The organism is Trinickia mobilis, assembly GCF_017315705.1.
GTDB classification, from domain to species: domain Bacteria; phylum Pseudomonadota; class Gammaproteobacteria; order Burkholderiales; family Burkholderiaceae; genus Trinickia_A; species Trinickia_A mobilis.
The window spans coordinates 43,718-57,293 of the sequence record NZ_JAFLRF010000033.1; the positions used below are offsets into that span (position 1 = coordinate 43,718).

Sequence of the window (13,576 nt, forward strand, 5' to 3'; positions counted from 1 at the left end):
GCGAGTGGTTTCATTTCATTTCAGTTCTGCTTGCGTGAGCCCGGCTCGAGCGTGACTTTGTCCATCTCGACGTCGAACATGCTCTGGATGCGGAATTCGAGCGGGTAGGGCGACCACTGCATCAGCCCGTGAATCTCGAACGTGAGCTTGTTGTATCGCATCGGCTCTTTGCCGTTGACCGGACGAATCCGAAGCGATTCGGGGATCAACCGCGGCTCGAAGCGCGTGATCGCGAGACGGATCAGCTTCTCGATCGATTCCCAGTTGCGATCGGTGAGATAACTGCCCGACAGCGCGGGAATGCCGTAGTTGACGACCGAGGCCGCAGCGGCCGGGTGGCTGGACATGTCGATCTCGTCGTCGAGATTGGTCGTGTTGAGCAGCAGGCTCAAGTCGCGCTGGACGATGCGGCGCATGCCCTCGTGATCGGGGGCATACGCATCTGGGCGCTCGCTCTTGCGCTGCGGCTCATCGTCCAGCAGGCGGTCGAGCAGCGACGGCAAGTAGGCCTGCTTGTGCCAGGTCTCAGGCTGCCGCATCGCCGCTCTCGGTTGCCGGCGTCGCTTCGTCCTCGCGGATGAACCGGCAGTGGCCGATTTCGAGGAGGCCGAAGTCGCCCTGATCCGTGCTCCAGGTCTTTTGGCCCAGCGCGATCACGCCGGTGTTGCCAACGTCGGTCCAGGTCGTTTCGCGCCCGAGCTTGATCGGCATCGGGCCGATTTCGGAGCCGGGATAGCGGGTCGGCAGATAGCCGCGCAGGACCGTCGCGTTGCGCAGGATCGCGGTGACCGGGCGCCAGACCAGATCGGTCAGCGTGGCGGCCGGCGTCAGCGTCAGCGACTTCATTTCGTCGAACGGAATCCAGCGGTAGCCGCCCGCGACCGCCATTTCGCAGATCGGGCCGAGCCGGCTGTCGCTCTCGGCGAGCCACTCGAATGCGCCCATTTGCGCGCTTTCGCCGCGCGTCGCCGGCGCTTCGTTCAGCGCGGCTTCGCGCAGGGCGTCGGCCTCGGCCAGCTTGCCCTCGCCGAGCTTCGCATTCGCTTGCAGCAGCGTCTCGACCCAGGCGGGATGCGGATCGATGGAACCCGGCGTGCGCGTGCCCGCGAAGACTTCCGCGCGGAACATCTCACTCTGGATCAGACCGCGATGCAACTGAGCCTTGGCTTCGCCCTGCGGCTCCAGCGATGCCCACGTCTGCAGTTGCTTGAGCGCGCGCGCCCATGCGCCGTCGAGGCACAGCAGTTGGAACAGCAGCCAGCGCTCGCGCGCATTGGCGGGCTGCTTGCGGACGGTTTCGGCCGCGCGGGCCTTGAGGTCGCCGTAGGCCTGTGTTTGCAGCAGGTCGTGAAGCTTAGGCATGCCCGATGCGGGCAGCTCGGCGTCGCTTTTCATCTTCGGAGTCCTGTTCGTCGTATTGGGTGAAGTCGACCATCGGAATATGGCTGTCCACGCTAATCAGGTGATGTTCTTGGCGAGCCAGCATGGCCGGTTGCGGGAAGCGCTGGCTGGGCGCATTGCCGGGCGCGAGGAGCGCGAGAATCTCGTGATGCTCGTCCGCTTCGAAGACTTGGCCGCCGCCGAACGGGTCCAGGCTTTCCAGGACGGCATCGATGTTGCGGCCGTTGCCGAGCAGGTCTTCGAGCAGCGAGCCCTCGCCGTAGCGTTCCGGCGCGTCCATGAACGGGTCGTCTGGCGGCGCGATGACCGGTGCGTTTTCTGTCGACACGTTTTTCAGCTCGTGGGCGGAGCCGCGCGTGCGATGCAAGAGCGCCTGCTGATACTCCGCGCTCAGCGCGGCGAGCGGGTCCGTTTCGTCGCCGTCGAACTGAACCGGCCGGACGTACGTTTCGAGATCGCTTGCATCATTTGGGGCGATATTCCACCGCGCATAGTAGCCGGTCATGGTTCGACAACTCTCTTGATGATCTTGAGGAAAGGACGCATGCCGGCGAGGCTGCGTGCGGGAATGCGCGTGACGAAAAATAGCCGAGCAGGAAGTGCACGCGCCGGAGTCCGTCTCGATGGGATGCTACTTCTCAGTGTGACGAGGAGATATCGGAATTGTCCTAAAGATGGGGCAGCGCCGCTGCGCTATCGTTGGGGCTCATCTGAGCTCTTTGCGTCTTTTCACTGCCTTATAAATTGCTTGGCAGTTCATAAGATGAGTCGATGAGTCAAGCCAATTAAATTGTTTATCGAGCGTCCTATGACCATTTCACGCCAGGCCCTGTTCGGCAAGCTCGGAGCCACGCTATTCAAGAGCATCGAGTCGGCCACGACATTCTCGAAATTGCGCGGCAACCCGTATGTCGAGCTCGTTCATTGGCTCCACCAATTGATGCAGCTTCCTGACAGCGACCTGCATCGCATTGTCCGGCATTGCGGAATCGACCGCGCGGGGCTCGATCAAGACATGACCCGCGCGCTTTGCGCATTGCCGGCCGGCGCGAGTTCCATCAGCGATTTCTCCCACCATATCGAGACGGCGATCGAGCGCGCCTGGGTGCTCTCGGCGCTCGCCTTCGACGACGGCCGCATTCGCAGCGCGTGGCTCGTTGCCGCACTCGTGGAAACGCCCGAGCTGCGCCGCGTGCTGCTGTCCATTTCGGTTGCGTTCGGAAAGATTCCTGTCGACGGCTTGCACGAGGCGCTGCCGGCATGGATCGGCGGTTCGCCCGAGGCCGAGGACGCGCCCTACGGCCACAACGGCTTTGCATCGGGGGTGCCGGGCGAGGCGTCCCACGCCATGGCCGCGCCGGCCAAGGGCGGCTCGGCGCTCGAGCAGTTCTGCGCGGACCTGACGGCGCGCGCACGCGCCGGCGAGATCGACCCGGTCGTCGGCCGCGAGCTCGAGATTCGCACGATGATCGACGTCCTGCTGCGCCGCCGGCAGAACAATCCGCTCCTGACCGGCGAGGCCGGGGTCGGCAAGACGGCCGTGGTCGAGGGGCTGGCGCTCGCGATCGCGAGCGGCGACGTGCCGCCGAAGCTGGCCGGCGTGCGGCTGCTGAGCCTCGACGTCGGCGGCCTGCTCGCGGGCGCAAGCATGAAGGGGGAGTTCGAGGCGCGCCTGAAGTCCGTGCTGGAGGCGGCGGCGAAGTCGCCGGTGCCGGTCATTCTGTTCGTCGACGAAATCCATACGCTGATCGGCGCCGGCGGCCAGGCCGGCACCGGCGACGCGGCGAACCTGCTCAAGCCGGCCCTGGCGCGCGGCACGATCCGCACCGTCGGCGCGACGACTTGGGCCGAGTACAAGCGTCATATCGAGAAAGATCCCGCGCTCACGCGCCGTTTCCAGGTCCTGCAAGTGGGCGAGCCCGAGGAGGCAGCCGCCATCGACATGGTGCGCGGCCTCACGCAAACGTTCTCGAAACACCATGGCGTCGCCGTGCTGGATGAAGCGATTCGCGCTGCGGTGACGCTGTCGCATCGCTACATCCCGTCGCGCCAGCTGCCGGACAAGGCGATCAGCTTGCTCGACACCGCGTGTGCGCGCGTCGCGCTGTCTCAATTTGCGCCGCCGCGCGAGTTGCAGGATGTGCGGCAGCGCCTGCAGTCTGCCCGCCTCGAATTGGCGCTGCTGGAGAAGGAAGCGCGCATCGGCCTCGACGGCAAGACGCTCGCGCCGGTTCGCGCACGCATCGAGGCGCTCGAGACCGAAGAGCACGCGATCGAAGCGCGCTGGCGCGCGCAGGCCGAAGCGGCCCAAGCGCTTTTGAGCGCGCGCGAGGCCGCTTGCGCCGAAGCTGAAGAGGAAGGCGAAGTTCCGGCGCAACCGTCCCTCGACGCGCTGCGCGCGCTCGAGCGCGCGCTGGCGGACCTGCAAGGCGATGCGCCGCTGGTGTTCCCGGAAGTGGGCGAAGCGATCGTCGCGGAAATCGTGTCGGACTGGACCGGCATTCCGGTCGGCCGGATGGTGACCGACGAAGTGCTTGCGGTCCGTTCGCTGCCGGCGACGCTGGAAGCGCGCGTGATCGGCCAGTCGGAAGCGATCCGGCAGATCTGCGAGCGCGTGCAGACCGCGCGTGCCGGCCTGACCGATCCGAAGAAGCCGCTCGGCGTGTTCCTGCTGGCGGGTCCGTCGGGCGTGGGCAAGACCGAGACGGCGCTGGCGCTGGCCGAGGCGCTGTACGGCGGCGAGCAGAACCTGATCACGATCAACATGAGCGAGTATCAGGAGGCGCACACGGTGTCGGGTCTCAAGGGCGCGCCGCCGGGTTATGTCGGTTACGGCGAAGGCGGCGTGCTGACCGAAGCGGTGCGCCGGCGGCCGTATTCGGTGGTGCTGCTCGACGAGGTCGAGAAGGCGCACCGCGACGTCCACGAAATGTTCTTCCAGGTCTTCGACAAGGGCTATATGGAAGACGGCGATGGCCGCTATATCGACTTCCGCAACACGACCATCCTGCTGACAAGCAATGCCGGTTCGGATCTGACCGCGAGCCTGTGCGCCGACGAAGACCTGGCGCCGGACCTGGAAGGCCTGCGGACCGCGCTCACGCCGGCATTGCTGAAGGCGTTCCCGGCGGCGTTCCTCGGACGCGTGTCGGTCGTGCCGTACCAGCCGCTCGCGCAGCAGTCGCTGGCCCGGATCGTGCGCCTGCATCTCGATCGCGTCGTCGAGCGCATGGCGGAGCAGCAAGGCGTCGAGCTCTCGTACGACTGCCGCGTCGTCGACTACATCGTTGGCCGTTGCCTCGTGCAGGAGACGGGCGCGCGCGTCCTGATCGGCTTCATCGAGCAGCACGTGCTGCCGCGGCTCGCGGCCCTGTGGCTCGATGCGATGTCGTCGAAGCTGTCGTTCATGCGGGTGGCGATCGACGTCGCCGACGAGTCGGCAGCGCCTGCGGCCGCCCTGCTGTTCCGGGCGGAGCAATAAGCGATCCGCGGCCCGCGCACAAAGGTTGGAGTGCAAATTGAACGGAAACCGGACGCCGATACGCGTCGCCATTCTGGACGATCATGCCGTCGTCAGGCTTGGCATCCAGGCTCATCTTGCCGAGCAGCACGATATTGCGGTGGTCGCCAGCTTTGCGCATTCGCGCGAGCTGCTTGATTGGCTGCCGAAGAATCGAGTCGACGTGCTCGTGCTCGATTACTCGCTCGGCCCGGACGAAATCGATGGCCTGAACCTCATTCAGATGATCCGGTCGCGCTTTGCGGATTGCCGGATCCTGGTGTCGTCGGCTTTCAATGCGCCGATGACCGTCGCCCTGACGGCCCGCGCCGGCGCGCGTGGCTTTTTCGGCAAGGACGAGAGCTTGCGCGACCTCGTTCGCGCGATTCGCAAGGTGCACGCGGGCGGCACCTACTTCAATTCGCTATTGGGAACGGACGCAGCCCCTCTTTCCCCGAGGCGGGCGAGCCGGCCTGAAGCGCCGGCCGGCGCGTGCATCGGGCATGGCGATGCAAGCGGCGATGCGAGCGGGGCGCCGCCGAGCGCCAAGCTTCTGCTGAGTCCGCGCGAATACGAGGTGCTGCGCTGTTGTCTCGCGGGCATGACGATCTCGGATATCGCGAGCAAGTTTTCGCGCAGCCCGAAGACGATCAGCGCACAAAAGCACGCGGCCTTTCGCAAGCTCGGTATTCGTTCCGACTACGAGCTCTATGGCGTGTCCGAGGAGATCAAGGCGACCTGAGGCATTTCGCACGCGTACTACGGTGTTTCGATAGATCGTGTTTTCACGCCGAGCGTGGCGACTGCCTTCCGAACAAAAAAAGCCGCTCAAGCTGGCGGCTTGAGCGGCAACGGAGGATTGCAACACTCGCTGCATGGCCCAAACAGACATGCAGGTCTTGAGTGTAGGCAGGTCAAGCGTCCGCAAGAATGAGATAACGCCTAAAAATCGCTTTTCTTCCCGTATTCGATTTCGAGATGTTTAGGCCGCCACCGGTCGATGGTCTCGATATGTCGTCCGCTATTTATAAAACGATAAGCGTCGCCGGAAAATGGCACGCTCGATCGTTTCGTTTGAACCACTATTCGCCTGGCCTTATGCCCAATATCCGACGCATCAAGAGCGGATAGCGAGTGCCGCAAACGCAAGTTGAGCGCGTTCCGGAGCGGCGGGAGACACCGCGGCATGCGCGCCTGACTTCAATTGCGTGATAAGGATGGCGAAATGAAATGGATCGACCAATCGACTGTCCTGAGAAGGCTGCTGGGCGCGTTCGGCGTCGTCATCGGCTTTGGCGTGCTCGTGGGGGCGGCCGGGTTGGCAAGCCTCGCGTCGATGCACCAGATCGCGGACGACATCGGCAGCCGCCACATGGACGGCCTCTATTGGATGGAGGAAGCGAACAAGCACAAGCTCGACACCGATCTCGCCGCCGCGAACATGGCCGTCGCGGTGTTCGATCTCGGCCGGCACGAGCGGCGCCGCGCGGGCGCGCTGCAAGGCGAACGGCAGGCGCTCGCCGATTGCGCGCCTTTCTGATTCGCTTGTCAGCGCCGGTGGCGCTCCTTAAACTCGCGCGTGATTCCAATACCCGCGCCGCATCGAGCGTCGGACGCCCCGCGCCCGGCGCACCGACGCCCGGCGTATCCACGCCCGGCGCTTCCACGCCGCCTAGAGCAAGAGGAGAACCCCCGCAATGGCCAATTCCTATTTCCCGCGCTGGCGCGAGCAGCCGCGCGCCGTCGAAGGCCGCGTCGTCAATACGGACGAACGCCTGCCATGGCCGCAGATGCTCGCGATGGGCGTGCAGCACGTCGTCGCGATGTTCGGCTCGACCGTGCTGGCGCCGCTCCTCATGGGCTTCGATCCGAACCTCTGCATCTTCATGTCGGGGATCGGGACGCTGCTCTTTTTCGTGCTCGTAGGCGGGCGGGTGCCGAGCTATCTGGGCTCGAGCTTCTCGTTCATCGGGCTCGTCATCGCGGTGACCGCCTACGCCGGGCACGGGCCGAACCCGAACATCCCGGTGGCGCTCGGCGGGATCCTCGCCTGCGGCGTGGTGTACGCGATCATCGGGCTGATCGTGTCGGCGGTCGGCACGAAGTGGATCGAGGCCTTGATGCCGCCCGCCGTGACCGGCTCGATCGTCGCCGTGATCGGCCTGAATCTCGCGCCGATCGCCGTCAAGGGCGTGAGCGGGTCCACGTTCGACTCGTGGATGGCGCTCGTGACGGTGCTGTGCGTCGGCGGCGTCGCAGTGTTCGCGCGCGGCATGCTCCAGCGGCTCCTGATACTGGTCGGCCTGTTGATCGCCTATGTGATCTACGCGATCGTCACGAACGGGATGGGGCTCGGCAAGCCGGTCGATTTTTCGATCGTCGCGAACGCCGCGTGGTTCGGGCTGCCGCATTTCATGGCGCCGGCCTTCGACCCGCACGCGATGGCGCTCCTCGCGCCGATCGCGGTGATCCTCGTCGCCGAGAACCTCGGGCATATCAAGGCGGTGAGCGCGATGACGGGGCAAAACCTCGATCCGTACATCGGCCGGGCCTTCATCGGCGACGGGCTCGCGACCGTCGTCTCGGGCTTCGCGGGCGGCACGGGCGTGACGACCTACGCGGAGAACATCGGCGTGATGGCCGTCACCAAGATCTACTCGACGCTGGTGTTCGTCGTGGCGGCGGTGATCGCGATCCTGCTCGGGTTCTCGCCGAAGTTCGGCGCGGTGATCCAGACGATTCCGGGGCCGGTGCTGGGCGGCGTGTCGATCGTCGTGTTCGGGCTGATCGCCGTGACCGGCGCGCGGATCTGGGTGGTCAACAAGGTCGATTTCTCGGACAACCGCAATCTGATCGTCGCGGCGGTGACGCTCGTGGTCGGTGCGGGCGACTTTTCGCTGAAGCTCGGTGGCTTCGCGCTCGGCGGGATCGGGACGGCGACCTTCGGCGCCATCATCCTCTACGCGATTCTCCGGCGGGAGGCCGTGCGCGGGCCGGTGGCGTAACTGCAGTTGTGGCGGTAGTTGCGGTAGTGGCTTCAGGTGCCGCAGACAGCCTCGTCCGGGCTTGCGCCGCCTTCCACTGCGACGGCCGGGCTGCACCGCTACGGCGCAGCCGCAAGCCGCGCGGCCGGTGCGGTTTGCACCATGGCGGTGCGGGCAAGCTGGCGCACGGCGCCACAGACCGTGCATGGCATTTGATCCACACGATGGACCGCCGCGCCGGCGTCCGCCGCCGTGCGCATGGACCTTGCTTTAACGTGCCCTGAGACTACATTGAGAAAATTCAGAGGCCGTCGATGACGACATCCGTCTTCCGTTCTTGCTTTGCCTATGCGCCGAGGCCGACATGGTGACTGCGCTGCAGGAGAGAAAGCCCGTCCCGGCGCTGCCGCCCGGGTTCGAATTGAGCGTCACGTCGGGGCTGCAGCGCTACGCCGTGCGGCACGACGACTTGACGCTCACCAGCGTGTTTCAGCCGATCTTCAGCGTGTCGCACATGCGCGCGGTCGGCTACGAGGCGCTGCTGCGCGCGCACGATGCGCTCGACCGCGTCGTGCCGGCGCTCGACGTGTTCGGCGAGGCGGCGCGGCACGGCGAGCTGCATCTCGTCGACCGGCTCGCACAGGCGCTGCATCTCGAGAACTTCAAGATGCTCGGCGCGGAGCGCGAGTGGCTGTTCCTCAACGTCCATCCCGAGGCGCTGACCGATCCGTATCATGCGGCGGCGCTGCTCGCGAACCTGAAGCGCCTCGACCTGTCGCCGCGCCGGGTCGTGCTCGAAGTGCTCGAGCAACGCGCCGACGACCTCGAAAAGCTCGCCGAAGGCGTGCGCCGTTTTCGCGAAGAAGGCTTCCTGATCGCGCTCGACGATTTCGGCGCGGGCCACTCGAACATCGAGCGGATCTGGCAGTTGAATCCCGATATGGTGAAGCTCGACCGCATCATGCTTTCGCACGCCGCGCACCGCACGGACATGGCGGCGATCCTGCCCGGCCTCGTTGCGCTCCTGCACGAGGCGGGCAAGCTGGTGCTGATCGAAGGGATCGAGACCGAGCACGAGGCGCAACTCGCGCTCGGCTGCGACGCGGATTTCGTGCAGGGTTTTTTCTTCGGCAGACCGAACCCCGGGCCCGCGGACGGCACGCAGGCGGCAGCCTGCATCGGCGAGCTGACCGAGCGCTACCGTGCGCAGGCCGAGGCGCGCGAGCGGGCCAATGCGAGCCGCCTCCAGCCGTATGTGCGCGCCTTCGAGCGCGCGGCCGAGCGGCTGGCGGCGGGCGAGCCGCTCGAAGAGGTGTGCTGGAATTTCCTCGCGCTCGATCACGCCGCGCGCTGCTTCCTGCTGGATTCGAACGGCCGGCAGGCGGGGCGCAACGTCGTGCTGCGCGCCGACCGCGCCGCCAGGGAAACGGGCTTCTTGCCGCTCGCCGACGCGCAAGGCGCGAACTGGCTGCGCCGGCCCTATTTCCGCGACGCGATCAATGCGCCCGAGCGCGTGCATGTCACGCGGCCTTATCTGTCGATCAACGAGGCGATGCCGTGCGTGACGCTGTCGATGGCGACGCGCGTGGGCTCGCAGATGTGCGTGCTGTGCGGCGATATCGACTGGGTCGAGGAACCCTCCGCCTGAGCTTGCTGCGTCAACCCATGCTTCACGAAGCCGTTTCGTGCGACCAGGCGGGGCGAACACGGCTGAAGCCAGCGAGCACCAGACACGGGCTGCATCGCGCGCTTCGATATCGACGCCCACCCGCCGTCTGCCGTCAAGTCGACGGTCAATCCAGTCGTGCCTGTTCAGGCCCTGCGGCTTTGGATGCGCACTGCGCTCGGCGCCGCGTTGCGAAGACCGGGCAGACGCATCGCCGCACGCAGCAGCGTCCAGCCGAAGCCGCTGAAATAGTTCCACGGTACGGCTTCGACGGCGGCGACATGGGGGCCCCAGTCGCGCAGCCGTTCGATTTCGTCGCGGTTGATGCTCCACGGCATGGGCGGCACGCGGTAGTCGAGCGTCTTTTGAAGACCCCGCAGCGTCTTGCGCGAGTACCAGTGAGGAATCGCGTCGAACAGGAGCTCGGCTTGCCGGAAGTGCCCGGCAATCGCGCCGATCACGGTTTTCACCTCGGCCTCCCGCAGATACATGAACAACCCTTGAGCCGTGACGAACACGGGGCCGGCAGGCGGCGTCCGGCCTTCCGGCTGCGCTGCCGCGAAATGGTCGACCTCCGTCATCCACGACAGGTCCAGCACGCTCTTGCGCACGTATCGGCAGCGCTCGCTCTCGGGCAGGAAGCGCTCGCGAACGGCGATGGCCTCCGGCACGTCGACGCAGACCCACCGCACCCGGCCGTTGTCGCAACGCTGAAACTGCGTTTCGAGGCCGCAGCCGAGTTCGATCACGACGCCCTCCGGATGCCTGGCGAGCCAAGGCTTGAGCACGTCGTCGAACACGCGCGAGCGCACGGCATGCGACCTGTCGGCCGTGCCGAAGCGGCGCGCGTAGTCGTACTCGATGGAGCGGAAGATGCGTATCGCCTCCGGGTCGACGAGGAGCGGGCGCGGGCGTTGCGCCTCGCAGGCCCGGTTATACAGCGTCCACAGCATCGTTTCGGGGATGCCGGAGAGCACGACGGACCGGCGTTCGCCGTTCATGACGCCGCCTCCGCGCGAGACGCGCGGGGCGCGGCGCGCAGGTGCCGCGCGACGCTCGCGAGCTTCTCGCAGGTCTCGGTCCACTCGCGCCGCGGGGCCGAGAGCGGCACGAGTCCGGCGCCGGCCTGGAGCCAGCAGCGCGCACCGTTGCGGTAGACGGAACGCAGCACCAGCGCGGCGTCGAGGGCGCCGCCGCTGTCGACGATCATCACGCAGCCGCTATAGAGGCCGCGCGGGCCGCTCTCGTGGCGGCGGATGCTTTCGAGCGCTTCCCGTTTCGGGATGCCGGAGGCCGTCACGGCGGGGAACAGGGAGACGAAGGCGTCCCACGCACGGCGTCCGGCAGCGAGCCGCCCTGTGACGCGCGAGGCGAGATGCTGCACGGTGCCGCGCGCCCGCACCGTCATGAATTCGCTGACGTTCACCGAGCCCGCTTCGCAGACGGCGGACATTTCCTGCATCGCCAGCTGCACCGACACCGCGTGCTCGGCGATTTCCTTCGCGTCTTGCAGCAGCTCGCGCCGCAGGCGCTCGTCCTCGGCCGCGTCGCCCGTCAGCGCGCGGGTGCCGGCCAGCGGCTGCGTGCTGACGAAGCCGAGCGAGTCGACCTCGACGACGGTCTCCGGGCTGAAGCCATAGGCCTGGAAGTTGCCGTCGCGCAGCAGGAACGAGCGTGCCGGCGTATTGACCCGGCGGCCTTCGAGAAAGCTGAGCGGCATGTCGAGCGAGAGCGGCGCCTCGACGGCACGCGACAGGATGACCTTCTGGTACGTCTCGTCGCGCATCTCGCCGACAGCCGAGGCGACCTTGGCCTCATAGGCAGCCTGCGCGCCTGCGTGGTCCGTGGCGGCAAGCGGCTCGCCCGGGGCGGGGGCGGGCGCGGCGTCCTGCGTCGCGACAAGCTCCGCCAGCGGGCCGAGCGCGGCCGCGTCCAGGCTGCGGATCAGCGCGACGTTCTCGCGCAGGCGAATCTCGCTTTGCGGCACGAAGAGCCGCAACAGCGGCTCGCCCGCGGCGGGCGCTTCGAGCCCGTGCGTCAGGTAGGCCAGCTCGAAAGCGGCGCGGCCATACAGGCGCCAGCCTTCGAACGGCAGAGCGTCGAGCGCGGCGGCAAGATCGGCGCCCGCCGCCGCGCCGTCGCTGCGGCGGATCGTGCCGTCGCGGTCCATGGTGAGGTCCAGGGCGGCGTCGAGCCCGATGCTCCATTCGCCGCGGCACTCGTAGACGGTGTAGCGCTTGGCTTTGACTACCCGCGCGAGCCGTGAGGCCAACTCCATTGGCGGGCTCGCAACCGGGACGCGCGTTTCGGCGTAGCGGCGTCTGGCCGGCGCAGATGCGGGTACGGAGGCCGGCCCGGATGCCGGCGCGGCGGCATCCGGCGCCATGGCGGCGCGGCGCTCCTTCGCGAGGGCGGCGAGCCGCGGCTTGTCGATCTTGCCCACCGGCGTGAGCGGCCATTGGCCGATCGTTTCGAACTGGCCGGGGCGCTTGAAGTCGCTGAGCCCGCGCGCGCTCAATGCCGCGTTCAGCGCGGCGGCGCCGGGCGCCTCGCCATGGGGCTCGGGCAGCACGAACGCGCAGATACGCTCGCCGAGCACCGCGTCCGGCACGGCCACCACGACCGCGTCCCGCACGCCCGGCACTTCGACGAGCAGCGACTCGATTTCGGCAGCGGAGATCTTCTCGCCGCAACGGTTGATCTGTTCCTTGAGGCGGCCTTCCACGATCAGGTTGCCCTCCGGGGTCAGCCGCACCAGATCGCCGGTGCGATAGAAGCCGTCGGCGGTGAAGCTCCGGGCGTCGTGCTCGGGCGCGAGGTAATAGCCACGGATCGTGCAGGGGCCGCGCGTCAGCAGCTCGCCGGCGGCGCCGGCCGGCACGTCGCGCTGGTGTTCGTCGACGATGCGGATTTCGTCGTCAGGCGACAGCGGCCTGCCTTGGGTATGGAAGACCGTCTCGGGCGGGTCGTCGAGCCGCGTGAAGCAGAGCAGGCCCTCGGCCATGCCGAACACTTGTTGCAGGCGGCACCCGAGCCGTTCGGTCAGCGCCTTCGCGAGCGCGGGGTCGAGCCGCGCTCCGCCGACTTGCACGACGCGCAGGCTCGAGAGGTCGCTCGTCTCCCAATCGCGGGCCTGCACCCAAAGCTGCGCGAGCGGCGGCACGAGCGCCGTGTGCGTGACGCGCTCGCGCTCGATGAGCGGCATGACTTCGTCGCAGCTCGCTGTGCCGGAGAGCACGACGGTGCCGCCGCAGGCGAGCGTGCCGAGCACGCCGGGACACGCGAGCGTGAAGTTGTGAGCGACGGGCAGCACCGCCAGATAGACGCTATCGGCGCCAAGGCCGCAGAGCTTCGCGGAAGCGGCGGCGTTGTAGGCGTAGTCGCCGTGCGTGCGCGGGATCAGCTTGGGCGTACCGGTGGTGCCGCCCGAGAGCAGGAGCAGCGCCGTCTCGCGAGGCGTGGGCGCCGGCCATGCCGCCGGTTCTGCGCTGCGCGCAACGTTCGCTTCGAGGGCGTCGAGTGTGACGGCCTGGCCGGCGTGATCGCCCGGATCGCCGTCCACGATCACGTGCCGCAGCGACGGATGGGCCGCGGCGATCTCGCGAGCGAGCGACCGGCAGTCGTTCCCCTGGCTGCGCTCGGCGATGAAGTAGGCCACCGGCTCGGCGATGCGGCAAAGCGCGTCGATGTCGTGCGCGCGCTGCGCCGGCATGGCGAGCACGGGAACGGCGCCGATGCGCAGCAGCGCAAAGAACGCCGTGACGAAGCCCATGCCGTTGGACAGTTGCAGCATGGCGCGGTCGCCCTTACGGATGCCGAGGCGGTCGAGGCCGAGCGCGAGACGCTCGACGCGCGCCTCGAGCCCTGCGTACGAAAGCCGCTCGCGGCCGGCGACGAGCGCCGTGCGCTCGGCGTATGCCGCCGCCCAGCGCCGCGGACACTCGCCGAGCAAGGGCGCGAGCGGGTCGCGGCCGTCGGCGCAGGTGTCGAGGGAAGGATGCGGATGCGTATTCATGAAGTTCTCCG

General features: G+C 67.3%; 10 protein-coding genes. 5 read left to right on the forward strand and 5 right to left on the reverse strand.

Annotated elements, in window-relative coordinates; genetic code table 11:
* Nucleotides 1–20: 20 nt before the first annotated feature.
* Genes tssE through J3489_RS29060 form a run of 3 tightly spaced genes read right to left on the reverse strand, consistent with a single transcriptional unit; the run spans nt 21 to nt 1,906 of the window.
* On the reverse strand, nt 21–539 hold the full coding sequence (gene tssE / locus J3489_RS29050; RefSeq protein WP_207004220.1) for a type VI secretion system baseplate subunit TssE: 519 nt from the start codon (nt 537–539) through the stop codon (nt 21–23).
* Nucleotides 526–1,395, reverse strand: a complete 870-nt coding sequence (locus J3489_RS29055) for a type VI secretion system accessory protein TagJ (RefSeq protein WP_207004221.1) — start codon at nt 1,393–1,395, stop codon at nt 526–528. Before J3489_RS29055 ends, tssE begins: the two co-directional genes overlap by 14 nt.
* The gene (locus J3489_RS29060) at nt 1,355–1,906 is read right to left on the reverse strand and encodes a TagK domain-containing protein (protein WP_207004222.1); all 552 of its coding nucleotides are present in this window, start codon (nt 1,904–1,906) and stop codon (nt 1,355–1,357) included. Before J3489_RS29060 ends, J3489_RS29055 begins: the two co-directional genes overlap by 41 nt.
* A gap of 303 nt (nt 1,907–2,209) precedes the next feature.
* Between J3489_RS29060 and tssH the strand changes: the two genes are divergently transcribed.
* The 5 genes from tssH (at nt 2,210) to J3489_RS29085 (ending at nt 9,532) form a co-directional block, all read left to right on the forward strand.
* Nucleotides 2,210–4,882: a type VI secretion system ATPase TssH gene (gene tssH / locus J3489_RS29065; RefSeq protein WP_207004223.1), complete on the forward strand. Its 2,673-nt coding sequence runs from the start codon at nt 2,210–2,212 to the stop codon at nt 4,880–4,882.
* Between the two features lie 37 nt (nt 4,883–4,919).
* Nucleotides 4,920–5,642, forward strand: a complete 723-nt coding sequence (locus tag J3489_RS29070; protein ID WP_242540397.1) for a response regulator transcription factor — start codon at nt 4,920–4,922, stop codon at nt 5,640–5,642.
* A 483-nt stretch (nt 5,643–6,125) separates the two neighbouring features.
* A complete protein-coding gene (locus J3489_RS29075; protein WP_207004229.1) occupies nt 6,126–6,440 on the forward strand; it encodes an MCP four helix bundle domain-containing protein in 315 nt (104 codons plus the stop codon).
* 157 nt (nt 6,441–6,597) lie between these two features.
* Nucleotides 6,598–7,905, forward strand: a complete 1,308-nt coding sequence (locus tag J3489_RS29080) for a solute carrier family 23 protein (RefSeq protein ID WP_207004231.1) — start codon at nt 6,598–6,600, stop codon at nt 7,903–7,905.
* Nucleotides 7,906–8,248: 343 nt separating this feature from the next.
* Entirely contained in the window at nt 8,249–9,532 is a 1,284-nt protein-coding gene (locus tag J3489_RS29085) for an EAL domain-containing protein (protein WP_207004233.1), read from the forward strand.
* 164 nt (nt 9,533–9,696) lie between these two features.
* Here the strand turns inward: J3489_RS29085 and J3489_RS29090 are convergent, their stop codons facing one another.
* Nucleotides 9,697–10,551: a class I SAM-dependent methyltransferase gene (locus tag J3489_RS29090; protein ID WP_207004235.1), complete on the reverse strand. Its 855-nt coding sequence runs from the start codon at nt 10,549–10,551 to the stop codon at nt 9,697–9,699.
* Nucleotides 10,548–13,565: a salicylate synthase gene (locus J3489_RS29095; protein WP_207004237.1), complete on the reverse strand. Its 3,018-nt coding sequence runs from the start codon at nt 13,563–13,565 to the stop codon at nt 10,548–10,550. Before J3489_RS29095 ends, J3489_RS29090 begins: the two co-directional genes overlap by 4 nt.
* Nucleotides 13,566–13,576: the final 11 nt, after the last annotated feature.

Coding starts and splice junctions, on each gene's coding strand:
- tssE (WP_207004220.1), bottom strand. CDS start 539: ATGCGGCAGCCTGAGACCTGGCACAAGCAGGCCTACTTGCCGTCGCTG.
- J3489_RS29055 (WP_207004221.1), bottom strand. CDS start 1,395: ATGAAAAGCGACGCCGAGCTGCCCGCATCGGGCATGCCTAAGCTTCAC.
- J3489_RS29060 (WP_207004222.1), bottom strand. CDS start 1,906: ATGACCGGCTACTATGCGCGGTGGAATATCGCCCCAAATGATGCAAGC.
- tssH (WP_207004223.1), top strand. CDS start 2,210: ATGACCATTTCACGCCAGGCCCTGTTCGGCAAGCTCGGAGCCACGCTA.
- J3489_RS29075 (WP_207004229.1), top strand. CDS start 6,126: ATGAAATGGATCGACCAATCGACTGTCCTGAGAAGGCTGCTGGGCGCG.
- J3489_RS29080 (WP_207004231.1), top strand. CDS start 6,598: ATGGCCAATTCCTATTTCCCGCGCTGGCGCGAGCAGCCGCGCGCCGTC.
- J3489_RS29085 (WP_207004233.1), top strand. CDS start 8,249: ATGGTGACTGCGCTGCAGGAGAGAAAGCCCGTCCCGGCGCTGCCGCCC.
- J3489_RS29090 (WP_207004235.1), bottom strand. CDS start 10,551: ATGAACGGCGAACGCCGGTCCGTCGTGCTCTCCGGCATCCCCGAAACG.
- J3489_RS29095 (WP_207004237.1), bottom strand. CDS start 13,565: ATGAATACGCATCCGCATCCTTCCCTCGACACCTGCGCCGACGGCCGC.